This is a genomic window from Chryseobacterium sp. OSA05B, from assembly GCF_019970065.1.
GTDB lineage: Bacteria > Bacteroidota > Bacteroidia > Flavobacteriales > Weeksellaceae > Chryseobacterium.
Map to the genome: position 1 here is coordinate 584509 of NZ_JAHXYH010000001.1, position 18137 is coordinate 602645.

Genomic DNA, 18137 nt, shown 5'->3' on the forward strand with positions numbered 1-18137 from the left:
TATAAAACAAAAAACTTTGCCCCGAAGGACAAAGTTTATATTATATATTTAAACTTTAAAATTAAGTTAAAAACGTTACAGCAAGATAAGTTATCGCAGCAACAATTGCCGAAATAGGAATCGTTAATACCCAAGCCCAAAGAAGACTTACAGTAATTCCCCATCTTACGGCAGAAATTCTCTTCGTTAATCCTACCCCGATGATAGAACCTGTGATGGTATGCGTGGTAGATACCGGAATACTCAACTGATCTGTAATAAAAAGCGTAATCGCTCCAGCAGTTTCAGCACTTACTCCTTCCAATGGAGTCACTTTTGTAATTTTCGTACCCATTGTTTTGATGATCTTCCAACCTCCACTCATTGTTCCTAAACCAATCGCAAGGAAAGATACCAAAGGAACCCAAAGATAATGCTGGGCAAAGTAATCAAAACGACCCGCAGACGGGATATTCAGATAAACAGGATCATGAAGCATCTCTACGTGATAGTAGATCAGAGCTGCCCCGATGATTCCCATTACTTTCTGAGCATCATTCAATCCGTGACCTACACTGAAAAGTGCTGAGGAAACAAGCTGTAATCTCTTGAAAGACTGGTCTGCCTTGTAAGGGTTTGATTTTTTATAAAGGTGAACAATAATTAATGTAATGATGATAGAGATCACCATCCCTATAACCGGAGCCATAAAAATGAACAGGAAAATAGGAATTACTTTATCAAACTTCACGACACTCTGGGTCGTTAATTGAAGAAAAGCCTGTTTTAATGTAGCAAATAGTCCTAAATCCGGTTGTGTTGCTACCACATCGTGATAATCCAGCATAAAAGCATGCATAAGCGCTGCTCCTAAAAATCCTCCGATCAGCGTGTGGGAAGATGAAGAAGGGATACCAAACCACCAGGTTAAAAGGTTCCAGGCAATGGCTGCCAGAAGACCCGAAAATATAACCTCAAGTGTGATAAAATTTTCATTAACCGTTTTAGCGATCGTATTTCCAATCCTGAATTCACCTATCACATAGGCTGCTAAAAAGAATGCTGCAAAATTCCAAAGGGCCGCCCAAAGTACTGCTTGAAAAGGGCTTAAAACCTTGGTGGAAACAATGGTGGCAATGGAGTTGGCTGCATCATGAAAACCATTAATATAATCGAAAATTAAAGCTAGAGCAATAATAACCGTAAGTAAAATCGGAAATTCCATTTCTGTTAGTTATAATTGTTTAAGCGTATTTGATCATGATGTTCTCAATCGTGTTGGCAACATCTTCAGCTTTGTCAGTTACTATTTCAAGATAATTAAGTACAGATGAAACTTTAATAATGTTGATGGCATCATTGGTTTCAAACAGATCTACCATTGAGTTGGAAAGCAGATCATCTGCAATGTTTTCAATAGAGTTTACTTTGATACAAGCTTCTTTCACCTGGTCCATATTCTTAAACCCTTTAAGGTTTTTCATCGCATTCTGAATCTCAAGACAAGCCTTGTGGATCAGTAATGAGAAATCTGAATACGCCTTCATCTCAGGCGATTTGTATAAGAAAATGTATTTTGTGGAAGCGTAGATGTAATCAGCGATATCATCAAGGCCGGTTGCCAGGGTGTGAATGTCTTCACGGTCGAACGGCGTAATGAAGTTTTTTCCTAATTCAACGAAGATCTCATGTGTAAGCTCGTCATTTTTATGTTCGTAGTCGCTCATTCTTTTTAACATCGTGTCATCGTTAAGATCGAAATCTCTGATCCCGTTGTTAAAGTCTTCCGACATTGCAACTAAATTCTCCGTTACTTTTTCAAAAAGCACAAAGAAGATTTTATCTTTCGGTTGAAAAGCGTGGAAAATATTACCAATTCCCATTTTTATGTATTTATAATTTGCTGCAAATTTCCTAAAAAAGGATTTGCCCTGAAACTATATGATGTTAAGTTTTGTTAACATACGATTAACCCCTGATTATCAAACAAAAAAACCGGCTAAAAGCCGGTTTGTATAGTGTAATATGAGTATTAATTAGCCTCTTCAGCTCTCATATCTTTTCCTTTGAATTTCATTGATGCAATATTACTCAAAAGCTCTCCTTTAAATGATTTTTCAATTTCAAAGAAAGAGAATTTCTCTAAAATTTCAATATCACCAATTTCTGCTCTTTTTTTGCTACCTCCAGCTGGTGAAGTCGCTTTATTAATAATATCCAAAACATCAAGTTTTTTTAATTGATCTTTTTTTCCTAAGTTGAAGAAGAATCTTACCATGTTTTCATTCTTTCTTCTAGGTTTTCCGCCACGTTCTCTTCCGCCATCTCTGCTTCCTCTTACGTCACGATCTCCACGGTCACGATCTCTTCCTCTGTCTCTGTCTCTATCGCGTCCTCTGTCTCTTCTTGAATAGTCATCATCTCTGCTGCTCAGTTTCTGCTCAGCAAGGTCATGCTTATCTTTATAGTAAAGCGCAAGATCTTTCAATTGGAACTGTAGTAATTTATGTACCAGTTCTTCTTTGGTGAACGCACTTAAATCAGGGATTAAGCTATCATTGAATTCAAAGATATCTTCTTCGTGTTCTGTAAATAATTTTTCAAAAACACCTCCCACCTGAGCTTTGATAATATCATCACCCGTTGGAATAAATTTCTCAACGATTTCGATTTTCGTTGTAGATTTGATCTGCTTTAATTTTCTGCTTTCTTCAGGCTTAATTAAAGAAATTGAAATACCGTCTTTTCCTGCTCTACCGGTTCTTCCGCTTCTGTGAACGAATACTTCCGGATCATCAGGTAAAGAATAATGGATAACGTGCGTTAAAGAGTTCACATCCAGACCTCTTGCTGCCACGTCCGTCGCTACAAGGATATCGATGTTTTTCAGTCTGAATTTCTTCATTACCGTATCTCTCTGCGCCTGAGAAAGATCCCCGTGAAGGGCATCTGCCGCATAACCGTTCTGCATTAAGAAATCAGCTACCTCCTGAGTTTCCATTCTTGTTCTACAGAAAAGAATAGAATACTGGTTCGGGTTGGCATCAATCAATCGTTTAAGAGCTTCTTTTTTCTGACGGTATCCTACTACGTAATATTCGTGCTTGATGTTCTTCTTAACCTCGTTAATAGAACCCACAGAAATACGGTGAGGATTGGTAAGATAATTTTTAGAAATTCTCTCCACTTCTTTATTCATCGTTGCCGAGAATAAGAAAGTCTGCTTTGTATCCGGTGTTTCTCTAAGAATTGTTTCCAACTCGTCTTTGAAACCCATAGAAAGCATTTCATCAGCTTCGTCTAAAACTAACCAATGAATCGCAGAAAAATCAAGTGCTTTTCTGTTGATAAGGTCGATTACTCTTCCCGGAGTTCCCACAATAATCTGCGGTTTGTCCTTTAAAGAACGAATCTGATCCATAATACTGCTTCCACCGTAAACCGCTGTGGTTTTGATGTCTTTCATGTACTTGGAATAATTTTTTATGTCTTTAGAAATCTGAAGACATAATTCCCGTGTCGGACAAAGCACCAAAAATTGGATTTTGCGACTCGTTTCGTCAATCATATCCAAAATCGGAAGCGAAAACGCTGCTGTTTTGCCTGTCCCTGTCTGCGCAAGTGCGATCAAATCGCGAATATCTGAAAGAATGAAAGGGATAGTCTGTTTTTGGATTTCTGTCGGGCTTTCGTAACCCAGTTCGCCAACTGCCTTAAGGATATCAGGACTTAAATTGGACTCCGTAAATAAATTCATTAAATATTTTAAAATTTTTGCAAAGATACAACAAATATTTGATTTGTTTTTGAATAAAGTTCTAAATATGTAAAGTTTAATTCAGAATCCTTTAATATATTTTTAATTTTTAAAAAATTAAATCCAAAAAAACGGGCTTTGCGTTAAAAACATGTTAAACATTATTTTTTTTTATTAAATTGGATTGATTTTTTCTGTATTATTTATGAATTTTCAAAAATAGGAACATCGAATGTAAATTTTTCTTTTTATTCCTATGATTTGTTACCGTTGAAATATTCCAGTATTCATGGTAGCATTTTAAGATTTACTAATCCATTAAGAATGTTCGATTTACTATCACTTGAATCGTATTCAAAGTTACAATTATTTTTTTCCAATTCTGTCCCAAATCCCTTTTTTCATCAGATTACAGCTCTATTTTACCGTATTTTTAAGATTTAACATACAATTCTGGGTGATCAAAAAATAAAAATACGCCCGTTTAATTCTTGGTCAGCCTGAGTTTATTTTTTAACTTGGTTCATTCAAATCACAACCCGACTTCCATTAAATTTCCAAAAGATATGAGCACGATAAAGTCCGAAACATTCACATTTTTAAAAGATCTGACCAATAACAACAACCGTGAGTGGTTCACTGAAAATAAAAGCCGTTATACAGAATCTCAGGGAAACGTTATTTCTTTTCTCGATGAACTGATCAAAGAAATGGCCGGATTCGATGAAGAATTAGGCAAGCTTGACGGCAAAAAAGCACTGTTCAGAATTTATAGAGACACCCGATTTTCAAAGGATAAGATACCGTACAAAACCAATTTCGGAGCCTCTTTAGGAATGGGTAAAGGCAGTCAGAAAGGCGGCTACTACCTTCATATGGAACCGGGAAAATCTTTTCTTGCCGGCGGTATTTATATGCCGGAATCTTCTGTCTTGAAAGAAGTAAGAAAAGAAATCTCGTTATATGGAGCGGATTTTCTTAAGATCATCAATCAGAAAGACTTTAAGAAACATTTCCCGGAGCTTGATCAGGATGATCAACTGAAAAAAATTCCACAGGGATTTGAAAAGGAAGACCCGATGGGAGACTATTTAAAGCTGAAAAACTTTATTGTGGTTTATAACCTGAAAGATGAGGAAGTTCTGGATAAGAATGCGGTCAAAAATATGGCTAAGATTTTTAAACTGATGAAGCCTTTCAATGATTTCCTGAATGCACCTTTTCTTTAATATACTCAATCATAATATTTTATATTTTCTTAAACGCAAAGCTAGATTTTTAGAATGCAAAATTTTAAGTTTGCAAAGAGGAAATCAATTGGCACGGATTTGACTAAGCGAGCGTGCCAGAGAACCGTCAAATCGGCTTACCTTAGCTAAAGTTTATGCTAAAAAAAGAATCTGCGCGATCCGTGAAATCTGCGGGAGTTTTTTCTCACAATTTTCACGAATTACGCAGATGTTTATATCCTATCTGCAGTAAAGAACTGCTGTTTTTTTTCTATTTTAGAAATTCATCACATCCTTTACGACTCCATTCTTTTGGGTATGCTGAAGTAACTCAGTTTCTATGAATGTTTTGATCTGATCCTCAGATCCGTTGTTCGGAAACAGCAAATGCACATTGGCTCCGGCATCCAGTGTAAAAAATAACGGAAGACCTGTTTCTCTACGGAAATCCCAGACCTTATTGATCACTTCCATGGTTCCGGTTTTCATCAGGATAAAGGCAGGATCACTCATCATCATCATGGCATGCAGTGTAAGTGCTTCATGCTCTACCAGTTTGATAAAACGTTCCATATCACCATTCTTTAAGATCTCTTTCATCGGAACAAAGTTCTCCCTTGCTTCCTGGAATCTTCTTTCAGCATAAGGATTGGTGTTCATCAGGCCGTGTCCTACCGTTGAAGAAACACTTTTCTGACCTTCATGGATCAGTAAGACCCAGTCATTGAAGTTTTTAAAGATCTCATGAATTTCAGCATCCGGATATGGTACAGCAAATAAGTCTGAACTTCCTTCCACCTCATCGGATGCTCCCCAGACTACCAAGCCGTTGTATAAGCTTCTGCAGGCGCTCCCACTTCCCAATCTTGCCAGGAATGAAGCTTTTCTTGATGATTCCTCTTCAGAAAGTTCATTGGAAAATACTCCGTCCAGTTTCATAAGACATTTTGCAATAGCTCCGAATCCTGAAGCAGAACTTGCAATCCCGGAACTGTGCGGAAAGGTATTTTCTGTTCTGATGATGTATTTTCCTTTCAGAATCCATGGAAGATACTGTTCGATATTTTTGAAATATTTTTCGATTTTTTCGACAAATTTCACTTCTTCATTTCCAGCCAAAAAAGTCTGCACCGAGAAGGGTTCATCCGCCAAAAACTCCATAGAGGTATTGGTTTTACAATGATTCAGCGTATAACTGATGCTTGGGTTGGCAGGGATCTGGCTTTCATATTTACCCCAGTATTTGATCAGGGCAATATTGGAAGGACAGCTTTCTGAAACGGTCTCGGTATGAATGGTAAAATTTTGTTTTCCTAGAAATTCTTGTGTTGTCATAGTCTGATTTAAAATAATAAAACTCTTTTATTGAAACTCAAAAGAAACTTTGCTCCTTTTGTGGTCGATCAAGCTTTATTTCTAATACATTTTCTCTATAATATCTGCGTATTTTTTAAGCACTACATTTCTCTTAACCTTCAATGTAGGGGTAATTTCTCCGGTATTGATATCAAATTCAGCAGGCATCAAAGTGAATTTTTTCACTTTCTCATAATCTGCCAGATGAACCTGTAGTTCTTTAATTTTTTCTTTATACAAAGCTATAATTTTGTCGTCTTTGACAGCGGCTTCCCAATTGGTAAAAGGAATATTATTCTTCTTGATAAAATCCTGTAAAAACTCAAAATTTGGAACAATAAGTGCGGAAACGAACTGTCTTCCTTCTGCTACCAGCATGATCTGCTGGATGAAGTTATTATTGGTGAGAAGATTTTCAATCTGCTGTGGAGCCACGTATTTTCCGTTGGAGGTTTTCATCAGATCCTTGATGCGGTCTGTGATGATCAGGTTTCCTTTATCGTCAAACTTTCCTGCATCTCCGGTTTTAAACCATCCGTCTTCCGTGAAAACTTTCTGAGTCTCTTCAGGCTTGTTGTAATAGCCTTTCATGATGCCGTTTCCTCTGGCCTGGATCTCGTCGCTTTCGTCGATACGGATTTCTACACCTGGTAAAGGTTTTCCGCTGGTTCCATGTTCAAAATGGGTCAAAGGGAAAAGTGTCAGTGTAGCTGTTGTTTCCGTCAGTCCATACCCTACTGTTACGTGGATGCCCACAGAATCGAAGAATTTTGTGACTTCCGGTGACAGTGATGCTCCGCCACAAGGTAAGAACCACATTCTTCCGCCCATCTTCTCTTTAATTTTACTGAAAACAAGCATATCAGCAATAGATTCTTTGCATTTTAATCCAAAAGGAACCGATTGTTCATTTCTTCTCAGTTCTGCAGTCTGCCATCCTGTTGCCAGCGCCCAGTCGAAGATTTTTTTCTTCAGTGATGAGCCTTCTTCGGCTTTTTCTAAAACTCCGGCATATACTTTCTGGAAAAATCTCGGTACCGCACACATCATAGTTGGTTTCACCTCTTCCAGTGTTTTTGCAATATTCTTTGGGTCTTCCAGGAAGTACACCCTTGCACCGCCATATAGGCAAAGCAAACTCCAGCTTCTTTCAAAAACGTGGCTTAACGGCAAAAATGCCAGGGAAAGTTCTTCCTCGAAGTTTTTAAATTTAAAAAATTCAAAGTGAGAATCGAAAGCTTTGATGAAATTTCCGTGAGTAAGCATCACTCCTTTCGGGGTTCCGGTGGTTCCGGAGGTATAGATCAATGTAGCTGTATCGTCATTTTCTTTAGGACAGATCTCCAGTTTAGAAGAAGATTTTGCGATGAAATCTTCAAGGTAAAAGCTGTTGAATTCTTTTTTGATCCAGATCGATTTTTTGGAAACTATGATCATTTCCAATGGATTTTCTTCTTTCTGTAAAATGTCCAGGCATGCATCATATTGCTCCTGACTTCCTACCAATATAGCTTTCGCTGAAGAGTCATTGATGATATATTCCGCCTGTTCTGCATTATTGGTTGAATATACAGGTACCGTGATGGCACCAATCGCCATTGAGGCCAGATCGAAGATCATCCATTCCGAAGAATTGTCTGCGTAGATGGCAACTTTATCATTTTCCTGAATTCCTGCATTTTTCAGAGCATTTGCTGTTTTAAAGACAATTTCACCGAATTTTTTCCAGCTCAGTTCTTTCCACGCCTCATCTTTCTTTTTAAAGCCTATCGCGGATTTCACCGGATGTTTTTCTACATTTTTTAGGATAATTGCTGCTGCAAGATTCATGAATTCAGCTTTTTGTCGTTAATATAATTTTTAAGATGAAAATCAACACTCTCCTTCACAGGAACAAACTGATAATCAATCTCTTTTTTTATTTTATGATTGGAAATGGTGTTCAGAGATGATATGGATTCAATATTGGATTTTGTGATGATTCTCAGCTTCGGAATCAGCCAACCGAAAAGGATATTGCCCAGTATTCCGAGATTTAACTGAAATTTTGAAAGGATTTTCGCTTCTTTCAGTCCAAGCTGTGAACGGATCTGTTTTCCAAGATCTGCATATCTTTTATTTTCGGATATCAGAATAAAACGTTCTCCGAAAGCATTCTTCTCCATCAGATCAATGGAAATCTTAGCTGCATCTCTTACGTCGATATAACTTGTTCCGCCGGAAAATGTAAAACCGTTCTTTTCAAAAGTAGGGAAAATATCTCCGCTGCTTTGTCCCCAGTTTCCGCTTCCGATGATCATTCCCGGGTTTACGATGATGGTATTTAAACCTTCGGCGGAAGCTCTCCACACCTCCATCTCAGCAAGGTGCTTTGAAATGGCATAGGCCGAGTGTTCTTCTTTAGGATTAAATTCAGAGCTTTCGTCCAATTCTCCGTTTTCGTTAAAAATATCCAGAACCGCAATAGTACTTATGTGGAGAAATTTTTTCACATCCGAGCCTTCACATGCAAACAGCAGATTTTCTGTACCTTTTACGTTGGTATGGTACATTTCTTTTTCATCATGAGGATGGAAACTTACTTTAGCGGCACAGTGATAGACCTCATCTACCCCTTTTAATGCATTCTGCAGAGCATCGAGATCATCGAAATCTACGTCTATCCATTCAATCTTACTGAAAAGATCATCAGGATTCTCTGTATAGAAACTGTAAGAATGCCTTACATCGTTTAAATTGCTGCCCGGTCTTTTGGAGGCACGCACGCTTTTCCCTTTTTTAAGAAGTTCCAAAACGATCACCCGTCCCAGGATTCCGGTTGCACCCGTTACAAAAATCATTAATTATTTACTTGATTGCTGACTAAAATATGACAATATTTTCGATCCGGCAATTCTTCATTTTCCCGTAAGGATTTTATGAAAAACTGCTTATGCAAATTTGCAATTTTTAAAGCAGAATTCCGCTTAATTTAACCAATATTATCATTTTGACAGACTTTAGATAATGTAACCACAAAAGGAGCAAAAGTTTTTTTGACACCAACGTTATTTTTTAAGTTCATGTATTTCGCATAGAAAGTACACTTAAGTTTTAGATAAAAATCAAAGATTTCATTTGTGGTGATAAAAAATCTGTGTAAAGTCAATAGTGAATTTTGCTTTGCAAGTAAATCGTCAATTAATGAAAATGTTTGATATAAAAACTTTCATTCTAATAGACAAAAAAGCCCTTCAGATTGACAAAAGGGCTTTTGATTATGAATGAGTGATGATTTTTTATGCCATCACCATATTGTTTCTTCTTGGAGCTTTGTCGCAAAGAACGTCTGCGATACTTTTGGAAATCATATTGTCTTCCGTTAAATTATCCAGCCAGAAAAATTCACCTGCTGCATTGATTTCAATGAAATAATATTCGTCCTCAGGGGAAACAATGATGTCTATCGCACCGTAATCCACATTGTAAACATCTAAAAGTTCAAGAAGTTTTGATTCAATATCTGCAGGAAGATCTGTTCTGACCCATTTTGTCAACAGATTAACACCGTCTTTTCTCCAGTCCACTTTAGCATCTTCAGACTGCTGAGAATCTATTTCAAATGCATAAACATCCTGTCCTACGATGGTAACACGGAGTTCTTTTTTCTTTTCTATTTTCTTCTGGAACTGCATCGGGCAATACACCAGTGTATCCAGTTCTTCAAGCTTATCTTCATTTACCACATTGGTGAAAACAACACTTTCCACACCGTCTTCGTAGATCGCAAATCCGGTCTGCATTTTTGCCACTACATTCTGATGCTTAAGGATGAACTGTCTGGCTTCTTCAGGATTATTCGTCAGGCAGGTTTCAGGAATTTTAAGTCCTAATTTAACCGCAATTTTCAACTGCTCTTCCTTGCTGTCCAGTCTTCTGTAAATACCCGGTTTACCCAGCGCATAAGCATCTACAGACTCTATAAACCCGAAAAGTGTGTTTCGGATCTCACCCATGGCAGCCCCGTAGAATTTTTTATCCAATTCTTCTTTCAAGCCGTTTCCGATATTGTAAGCTCTTCTGTACCAAACAGCAGCAATATCATCAAGACGGTACTTTTTATCTTTGGTCTCAAGGATACTTATCCATTCTCCATCCTGAAAAATGGTGGATAATTTGTTTTCTATAGGATACAGGTCTACATCGAAACGGATGACCTCGCAACCGTTTTTCTCTATGTATTCTGTTACTTTTTCAATTGAAAAATTATCTGCAGTATGCGTAATGATTAGTATTTTATTCATGGGTATTGATTCTTTTTATAAGGTTATCGGCAATTTTTTCTGCAATGGGAAACCCAAGCTCGTTCTGAAGCATTCCCCATTCTCCCTGCGGATTTACTTCCAGGAAATAATATTCCCCGTCTTTCCCTCTGATCATGTCAATGGCTCCGATATACAGACCCATTTCTTGCATCATGGAAGCAAGACCAGACTTTATATGTTCCGGAAGTTCGTAGGCTGACCAGGTATAATCTCCCTGAGCCAGTCTCCAGTCTACATTCTCACTGTTGTTGATCTTTCCGGTAAAGAAATCTCCGGCTAAGTAGACAATTCTTAATTCATACGCTTTGTCAATGTAGGGCTGGAAGATCATCGGACAGTAAGCGATGTCTGAAATATTCTCCAGAGTATCCTCTTCAATGATCATGGTGGAAATCAGATTTTCTCCGTTCATGGTCTTTGCCGTCAGGCTGTGAAGTTTAGCCACTGCTTTTCCTCCGCAGAATTCATGAAAAAAAGCAGTAATCTTTTCTTCATCGTTGGAAAAAATGGTTTCGGGAATTGTAAGACCGCTTTCTTTGGCCAGTTTTAACTGCAGCATTTTACTTCCGTCGATCTTTCTTTCATTCTCAAAAGGATTGATCCATGGAATATTTTCCAGAACAGTAATCAGGTTGTAGCGAAGACTTGCGTATCCGCTCAGGAATATTTTTCGGTACTCTTCATCCAGTTCTTCGGGCGTGTTTATTCCCCAGGCTTTTCTGTGCCATACAGCTTGAATATCTTTGGAATGTATGGCATTTCCGGACTCATCTGTGAGTTCAAATGAATTTTCATTCACGCTGATCTTCTGAAAATGGTTCATACGGTCCGAATTCAGTCTGAACCATGGAATATTTTTGGAAGTAAGATATTCAAAAAAGATATCGATATTGTAAAAATCGTTAGAGTGGGTGATGCAGAGAATCATGTGCCGCTTTTTATTAAAAAAGGAAACTTAATGGTAAGTTTCCTTTGATATGATTGTATTAATACGATTAATATTTTACGTCTTAATCTAATGGAATTGTTGGAGAGTCATCATCTCCGTCAGATGGATATTTCAGCGTATGCATCATGTCATCTTTAGGAGAAGTTACCACGTCTACAGATGGTTTAGTGATCACATCTCTTTCAGGAATCGTGATGATACCACCGCCTTTTACTGTTTCAGGATCTTTCAATTGTTTTTCTAAGAATGACGCAAAAAACGGCTTCTTTTTTGAATTTTTGTCTTTCATAATAATTTAGTTTTGGTTAAAATATATTTGTAATTTCTTGTATACAGAAATTTAAATCACACCATCATCACCGTCAGAAGGATACTTCATAGTCACCAAAAGATCCTTGTTAGGACTTGTTACATGATCAAAGATCTGTGCTGTAACATTATCTTTTGAAGGGATAGTAATGGCATCGTTATCTGTGTCTGTGATAATTCCGGATCCTCCCTGAATGGTTTCCGGATCTTTGATTTGTTTTTCAAGGAATGAAGCAAAAAAAGGCTTCTTTTTTGAGTTTTCGTCTTGCATGGTCATTGGGTTTTAGTTAAAAAAATATTTCGTTGTCATGTTGATTACAAGATTTCCAATTCTCCACCCTCATCACTGTCAGACGGGTACTTCATGGTTACCACCTGATCTCTTACAGGTAATGTAGCATTGTCAAGAAATGGTGATGTAGTGACAACATCTCTTGCCGGTACAGTAAGAACATCAGTAGTAGGTGTAGTAATTCCACCTCCCTGGATTTTCTCAGGATCATTAATTTGTTTCTCTAAAAATGAAGCAAAGAAAGGTTTTTTTGAGTTTTTCTTTTCCATAAGTTAATATATTTAGTTTTTTGAAAAACTAAAGTACAAAAATTTCAATACGTGGGGAAATATTATCCTATTTTAAGAAAATTTTAACTAAATGATTGAATAGGCGGTATTTAATTAATGTAAATCAAGAAATTCCTTCACAAAATTCGCGAAATCAACTGGATTTTCAGCCTGAACCCAATGTCCCGCATTTTTCACAGTAACAATTTTCGCTTTTGGAAACTGCTGTTTAATCCCGTATTCATCCTGTGGAAGGATATAATTTGACTTTTCGCCTGCAATAAATAAGGAATCCCCTTCGAAAACACCAAATTTTATGGCATTCGAAACAAATTCATTATATTTTTCAGATAAAGTTTTAAGATTAAACCTCCAGTTCAGTTTTTTATTGTCATCCCAATATAGGTTCTTGGCCAAAAACTGTATTGTAGATTTTTCAGGAATATACTGGCTCAAAACCGTTTCTACCTCACCTCTTGAACCTACGGTATTGAAGTCTACCGTTTCAAGAGCCTTAATGATTCCCTGATGGTGCGGAGGATAAGCCTTTGGTGAAATATCTACCACGATCAGTTTATCTACCCTTTCCTGGTATTTCAAAGCAAACTGCATCACCGCTTTTCCACCCAAAGAATGTCCTAAAACATGAGCTTTCTGAATTCCGTAATGATCCATATAACGGGCAATATCGTCCGCCAGATCATCATGGGACATGCTGTCGGAATGAAAACTTCTTCCGTGATTTCTAAGGTCAATTAAGTGTACGGGAAGGTATTCACCTAAGTCTTTTCCAAAACTTCCCCAATTGTCCAGCATTCCAAACAGTCCGTGAAATACAAGAAGTGGCGTAACCGTAAGATTTTCGCCAAATATTTTTGAGTTTAAGATCTCCATTTTTTTATTTTAGAAATTAGAGGTTTGAAACTGGAAATTAGAGGTTGAATATTTACAATGCATCTTCGACACAAACTTCCAGCCTCTAATTTCTAACTTCTTTTTTACCATTTTGCCAAACGTTTCAGATACGCCTGAACCGTATTTTCAAGTCCCATATACAATGCCTCAGAAACCAAAGCATGGCCGATTGACACTTCAAGAAGATTCGGGATATGATCAGCAAAGTATTTTAAGTTTTCAAGGCTCAGATCGTGTCCTGCATTGATGCCCAAACCGAATTCTGTAGCAGCAACTGCCGTATCATAATAAGGTTTGATAGCTTGTTCTTTATTGGTCAGGTAATTTTTTGCGTAAGCTTCGGTGTACAGTTCTATTCTGTCGGCTCCTGTTTTTGCAGCATGCTCTACCAGTTCTGGCAAAGGATCAAGAAAAATAGAGGTACGGATTCCTGCGTTTTTAAATTCTGCGATAATTTCTGTAAGAAAATCTAAGTGCTTTTTGGTATTCCATCCCGCATTGGATGTAATAGCGTCGTCTGCATCAGGAACCAATGTTACCTGCTCCGGTTTTACTTCCAGAACCATATCAATAAAAGAGCGGTGTGGATTTCCTTCAATGTTGAATTCAGTGGTTACTAACGGCTTCAGGTCATAGACATCTTTTCTTGTGATGTGCCTCTCATCAGGTCTTGGATGGATGGTGATTCCCTGACCTCCAAATTCCTGAATTTTCACTGCTGCCTCCGTTACACTTGGCGTTTCGCCTCCTCTGGCATTTCTTAATGTCGCAATTTTATTAATGTTTACGCTTAGTTTTGTCATTCTTATTTAGATGTTAGATATAGAAGGTAGATATTAGCTTTTGGGCTTACTTCTATATCACATTATTATTTATTTTTTTAGAGGTTAGATAGTAGAGGTTAGAAATTAGTTTTTGAGCCTACCTCTAGAGCCAGATCAAAATAAGCCGTCGAATCCTACTCACTTCTAATATCTAGCTTCTAACTTCTCCCCTAAACTTTAATACTCACCTGCATCACCTGAAGATCAAATTCTTTTGAAGCTACCAGAAGATGGTCAAAAATATCAGCCTGGATCTGCTCAAAGTGATCCCATTTGGAATCATTCGCGAAGCAATATACTTCAAGAGGAAGCCCCTGCGGTGTAATATCGAGCTGGCGAACCATTCTGACTCCCTCCTGATCAATATCAGGATCATTTTCTATATATTTCTGTGCATAATACCTGAAAACCCCAATATTTGTAAGTTGTCTTCCATTGATGGTTTTATCATTATGTTCCAGATTTTGTTTTTCTTTTTCTATCTCCAGTGTTTTCTGTTCCAGATAATCCGAAATCAGGTTAATTTCTTTTAAACGTTCGATATCTTCTACATTCAAAAATTTAAAAGAATTGATATTAAAATAAACAGATTTCTTGATTCTTCTGGTATTGGATTCAGACATCACCTGCAGGTTTTTGATCTCTGTAGTCAACAAATCGTAGGTAGGAATTGTGGAAACGGTTTTATCAAAATTGGTGATCTTCGTCGTCAGAAGACTTATATCGGTAATATTCCCTTCAATGCTGTATTTTGGAATGCTTACCCAATCTCCCACCTTTAGGTTTTTAGAAGTAGCCACGTGAATCCCTGTTACAAAACCTAAAATTGTATCTCTGAAAACGAGGACCAGAACTGCAGTAATAGCTCCTAAACTCCCAACAATCGTCGTTCCTTTGATTCCGAATATCACGCAGAGACCTACTACAGAAAAGATAAAAATCCCCAGAATCTTTACGGTTTCTGAAATCGCATTCAGCGCCATGATCTTGTAGAAGTCCTGTTTTATGGTGAAATAATACCTGAATCCAGTTAAAGATCTGTATAGCATTCCGGCAAGAATAAGCACGAGGCCTAAATTGATCGATCTGTTGATGAAAATATTGGTTTTAGGCAGTGCCGTTGCAGGAAATATGGAAGGATGTATTCCTCCTACCACCAAGAGCGCGGCAAAATGAGCTACCGAATTGGAGATCTTAGACTGATAAATAGATCGGATGATTGGATATTTCTCATCATTCCTAAAAAATCTGAAGACAAAATTGATTACAAATTTAAAAACAAAGTCAACAATTAAAAATACGGCACACAGCAGTCCCAGCTTGACAATAATGTGGACAATCCAATCCATTCCGCCGGGTGTAACCTGGCTGATATAGATGTAAAGCTGATCGCTTATTTCCTGTAAAAAACTTTTAGTATCCTGTATCTCGTCTTTCATTACAGCAAATTTATAAAATTAAGAATGATGATGTTACTATTGACAATCAATTTTCATCCCAAATATTCAAAAGGCTTCTGTAAATCTTCTTTTTTCCTATCTTGCATTGATAATTTTAAAGTATGGATACAACACTAATTAATATTCTCTGCCTTATTTTATTGTTTCTCGGATTACTGGGAACGTTCCTGCCTGTCCTTCCGGGGCTTTTATTAAGCATCTGCGGACTTCTGATTTATAAATTCGGGACCGATGCAGACCTGCCTATGATTTATATCTGGGCATTTGGAATTCTGACGGCGATTTCTGCAGTTTTAAGTTATGTTATTCCTGCGAAAACAAACAGAAAATACGGAGGAACGCGTTGGGGAAGCATCGGATCTATTGTTGGAACGATTGTCGGGATTTTCATTCCAATTCCTTTGGGCTTTCTAATCGGAATGTTTGCTGGGGTATTTATCGGGGAACTTCTTCATGACAGCAAGGATATGAACAAAGCTTTACAATCGACTAAAGGAGCGTTTATCGGATTCATTTACGGAACAGGATTCAGTCTTGTGGTGGGTGTGGCAATGTTTTTGGTAGTAGTTCTGGATATGCTTGATGTTATTTAGATTGAGATTGGAAGCTGGAAAAGGGAGGATGGAAGTTTCCAGTCTCGTATCTTTAACTCTATAAAAAAAGAAATTATGTTTCACAAAGCCATCATATTCAGTCTGGGAATGATAACCTTAACGGGATGCAATGCCCAAAAGAAAACAAAAAAACCGGATTCAACTTCCGGAACTGCTGCCAACACCAGTGGTACGAAGTCTTCGGTACAAAAAGAAGGAGTCATCTACCTTAATCAGGGAGAAAATAAATTCCTGAAAGAATACGAAATGAATGTCACTTTTAAAGGCATTTCTGAGGACAGCCGCTGTCCTGAAGGCGTTAACTGCATCTGGGCAGGAGTTGCTGTAGCGCAGATTGAAGTGATGGGAACCTATACAAGACCCACAGTATTGCTTCTTGCCTCTTCAGACAATGCAGGCAGAAATTATTACACGTCTGAAGAATTTAACGGATATACAATTTCCCTGGAAGAGATCACTCCTTTCCCAAAATCTGATGGCGGTGTCAAAGCGCTGGAAGGAAAATATAAAGTTGCCCTTACCATCAAAAAAACAGACGTAGCTGCCAGCCCGGATCCTACCAGGAAATAGGCTTCTTTCCTTTTGAGATAAGATATTCATTGATCTTTGAGAAAGGCTTGCTTCCATAAAAACCTCTGTACACAGAAAACGGTGACGGGTGCGCCGATTTTAAAATAAAATGCTTGGCCGGATCAATGAGTTCGGCTTTTTTTTGTGCAAAAGCTCCCCAAAGAACAAATACAACATTCTCTTTTTTATCTGAAATTTCCTTGATGACAAAATCTGTGAATTTTTCCCAGCCTAAATCTTTATGAGAGTTCGGTGTATGGGCACGAACCGTTAATGTAGCATTCAGTAATAAAACGCCTTGCTTTCCCCAGTCATCGAGTTCTTTTGACGTTCTTTCCACTCCTACATCATCCTTCAGTTCAGTGAAAATATTTTTAAGGGATGGCGGCGCTGTTACCTGCTCGGAAACGGAAAAGCACAAACCGTTGGCCTGAAAATCATTATGATAAGGATCCTGACCGATAATCACGACCTCAACATCTTCAAAAGGTGTAATTTCCAGCGCTCTGAAGATTTGGTTTTTAGGTGGAAATACTTTGGTGGTGGCATATTCCTGTTTTACTTTTTCCCATAGGTTTGTAAAATAGGATGTACTTTTTATCGGGGCTAAAACTTCTGTCCAGGTCATGAGGTTGGTATGAAAAATGTGTTAATAGTACAAAAATATCTTTTAATTACTGGATGACCAAATTGGATGATGTGATGATTGGATAATGCGCTAATGTGATGATGAGAAAATCAGTAACCACAGTTTTATTATTTTTTATGTAAACTAAAAACAATATTATCAGGAAAACCTTCATCTGTTCTCCCCTCTTCCAAAATAAAATGGTGTTTCAGTAGTAATTTTTGGGAAGCTTCATTGAGTTTATTTGTGAAGGCTAAAATTTCGCGTAAATTTAATTCATTAAATCCAAAATGTAGAACTGAATCTACTGCTTCGGACATAATTCCTTTCCTGTGATAATCGGGTAACAATTCATAACCCATTTCAGCCGTTTTACGGTCCTCAGAAAATTTCCAGAGACAAATGGTTCCGATAAGATTGGTTTGACCTTTATAAGAGATTCCAAAGAAAATGATCTCCTTACTTTGAGTTCTTCGTTTAATACTTAAAATAAATTCCAGCGCATCGTAATTGGATTTTGGAGAAATCCGCTTTACAAATTTATTGATCTCCGGATTGCTTCGGATCTTTAAAATATCGTCAACATGAATTTCACTGATTTCACTCAGAATAAATTGTTCGGTTTCCAGTTTCATCTTCCAAATTTACTAAAATGAATGCATTACCCTGTTTACAAATGCTC

The 18137-nt window shown here is 37.5% G+C and carries 19 protein-coding genes; 3 read left to right on the forward strand and 16 right to left on the reverse strand.

The genetic code is table 11. The annotated features are described in order from the left end of the window. Positions 1 to 61: 61 nt before the first annotated feature. The 3 genes from LC419_RS02565 to LC419_RS02575 all read right to left on the reverse strand — a co-directional run bounded on the left by LC419_RS02565 (position 62) and on the right by LC419_RS02575 (position 3736). Positions 62 to 1204, reverse strand: coding sequence for an inorganic phosphate transporter (locus LC419_RS02565; RefSeq protein ID WP_223605881.1), 1143 nt, complete (start codon positions 1202 to 1204; stop codon positions 62 to 64). A gap of 19 nt (positions 1205 to 1223) precedes the next feature. Then, positions 1224 to 1862: a DUF47 domain-containing protein gene (locus tag LC419_RS02570; protein WP_034728903.1), complete on the reverse strand. Its 639-nt coding sequence runs from the start codon at positions 1860 to 1862 to the stop codon at positions 1224 to 1226. A gap of 149 nt (positions 1863 to 2011) precedes the next feature. Beyond that, positions 2012 to 3736 (reverse strand): DEAD/DEAH box helicase, encoded by a 1725-nt coding sequence (locus LC419_RS02575; protein ID WP_223605882.1) that lies wholly within the window; start codon positions 3734 to 3736, stop codon positions 2012 to 2014. Between the two features lie 566 nt (positions 3737 to 4302). Here LC419_RS02575 and LC419_RS02580 point away from each other — a divergent pair. After that, positions 4303 to 4965, forward strand: coding sequence for a DUF2461 domain-containing protein (locus LC419_RS02580; protein WP_223605883.1), 663 nt, complete (start codon positions 4303 to 4305; stop codon positions 4963 to 4965). Between the two features lie 276 nt (positions 4966 to 5241). Here LC419_RS02580 and LC419_RS02585 read toward each other — a convergent pair whose 3' ends face one another. The 11 genes from LC419_RS02585 to LC419_RS02635 form a co-directional block, all read right to left on the reverse strand. Further along, positions 5242 to 6300 carry a diphosphomevalonate/mevalonate 3,5-bisphosphate decarboxylase family protein gene (locus LC419_RS02585; RefSeq protein WP_223605884.1) on the reverse strand — a complete coding sequence of 353 codons (1059 nt, stop codon included), beginning with the start codon at positions 6298 to 6300 and terminating at the stop codon, positions 5242 to 5244. Positions 6301 to 6381: 81 nt separating this feature from the next. Beyond that, a complete protein-coding gene (locus LC419_RS02590) occupies positions 6382 to 8151 on the reverse strand; it encodes a long-chain fatty acid--CoA ligase (protein WP_223605885.1) in 1770 nt (589 codons plus the stop codon). Beyond that, positions 8148 to 9161, reverse strand: coding sequence for an NAD-dependent epimerase/dehydratase family protein (locus tag LC419_RS02595; protein ID WP_223605886.1), 1014 nt, complete (start codon positions 9159 to 9161; stop codon positions 8148 to 8150). Before LC419_RS02595 ends, LC419_RS02590 begins: the two co-directional genes overlap by 4 nt. Positions 9162 to 9599: 438 nt before the next feature. Beyond that, positions 9600 to 10604, reverse strand: a complete 1005-nt coding sequence (locus LC419_RS02600) for an MvdD family ATP-grasp ribosomal peptide maturase (protein WP_223605887.1) — start codon at positions 10602 to 10604, stop codon at positions 9600 to 9602. After that, positions 10597 to 11553, reverse strand: coding sequence for an MvdC/MvdD family ATP grasp protein (locus LC419_RS02605; RefSeq protein ID WP_223605888.1), 957 nt, complete (start codon positions 11551 to 11553; stop codon positions 10597 to 10599). The genes LC419_RS02600 and LC419_RS02605 overlap by 8 nt, the downstream gene beginning before the upstream one ends. A gap of 82 nt (positions 11554 to 11635) precedes the next feature. Next, a complete protein-coding gene (locus LC419_RS02610) occupies positions 11636 to 11863 on the reverse strand; it encodes a microviridin/marinostatin family tricyclic proteinase inhibitor (protein ID WP_223605889.1) in 228 nt (75 codons plus the stop codon). A gap of 51 nt (positions 11864 to 11914) precedes the next feature. After that, positions 11915 to 12154: a microviridin/marinostatin family tricyclic proteinase inhibitor gene (locus LC419_RS02615; protein ID WP_223605890.1), complete on the reverse strand. Its 240-nt coding sequence runs from the start codon at positions 12152 to 12154 to the stop codon at positions 11915 to 11917. 44 nt (positions 12155 to 12198) lie between these two features. Further along, positions 12199 to 12444, reverse strand: a complete 246-nt coding sequence (locus LC419_RS02620) for a microviridin/marinostatin family tricyclic proteinase inhibitor (RefSeq protein WP_223605891.1) — start codon at positions 12442 to 12444, stop codon at positions 12199 to 12201. A gap of 114 nt (positions 12445 to 12558) precedes the next feature. Then, positions 12559 to 13338 carry an alpha/beta fold hydrolase gene (locus LC419_RS02625; RefSeq protein ID WP_223605892.1) on the reverse strand — a complete coding sequence of 260 codons (780 nt, stop codon included), beginning with the start codon at positions 13336 to 13338 and terminating at the stop codon, positions 12559 to 12561. 104 nt (positions 13339 to 13442) lie between these two features. Beyond that, positions 13443 to 14162, reverse strand: coding sequence for a pyridoxine 5'-phosphate synthase (locus LC419_RS02630; protein ID WP_223605893.1), 720 nt, complete (start codon positions 14160 to 14162; stop codon positions 13443 to 13445). A gap of 191 nt (positions 14163 to 14353) precedes the next feature. Beyond that, entirely contained in the window at positions 14354 to 15622 is a 1269-nt protein-coding gene (locus LC419_RS02635) for a mechanosensitive ion channel family protein (protein WP_223605894.1), read from the reverse strand. Between the two features lie 122 nt (positions 15623 to 15744). Between LC419_RS02635 and LC419_RS02640 the strand changes: the two genes are divergently transcribed. Further along, on the forward strand, positions 15745 to 16236 hold the full coding sequence (locus tag LC419_RS02640) for a DUF456 domain-containing protein (RefSeq protein WP_223605895.1): 492 nt from the start codon (positions 15745 to 15747) through the stop codon (positions 16234 to 16236). A gap of 75 nt (positions 16237 to 16311) precedes the next feature. Then, complete coding sequence (locus tag LC419_RS02645) at positions 16312 to 16827, forward strand: hypothetical protein (RefSeq protein ID WP_223605896.1); 516 nt, start codon at positions 16312 to 16314, stop codon at positions 16825 to 16827. Here the strand turns inward: LC419_RS02645 and LC419_RS02650 are convergent. Next, positions 16814 to 17455 (reverse strand): uracil-DNA glycosylase, encoded by a 642-nt coding sequence (locus LC419_RS02650; RefSeq protein ID WP_223605897.1) that lies wholly within the window; start codon positions 17453 to 17455, stop codon positions 16814 to 16816. The genes LC419_RS02645 and LC419_RS02650 overlap by 14 nt on opposite strands. 128 nt (positions 17456 to 17583) lie before the next feature. Next, on the reverse strand, positions 17584 to 18090 hold the full coding sequence (locus tag LC419_RS02655) for a GNAT family N-acetyltransferase (RefSeq protein WP_223605898.1): 507 nt from the start codon (positions 18088 to 18090) through the stop codon (positions 17584 to 17586). Between the last annotated feature and the right edge of the window lie 47 nt (positions 18091 to 18137).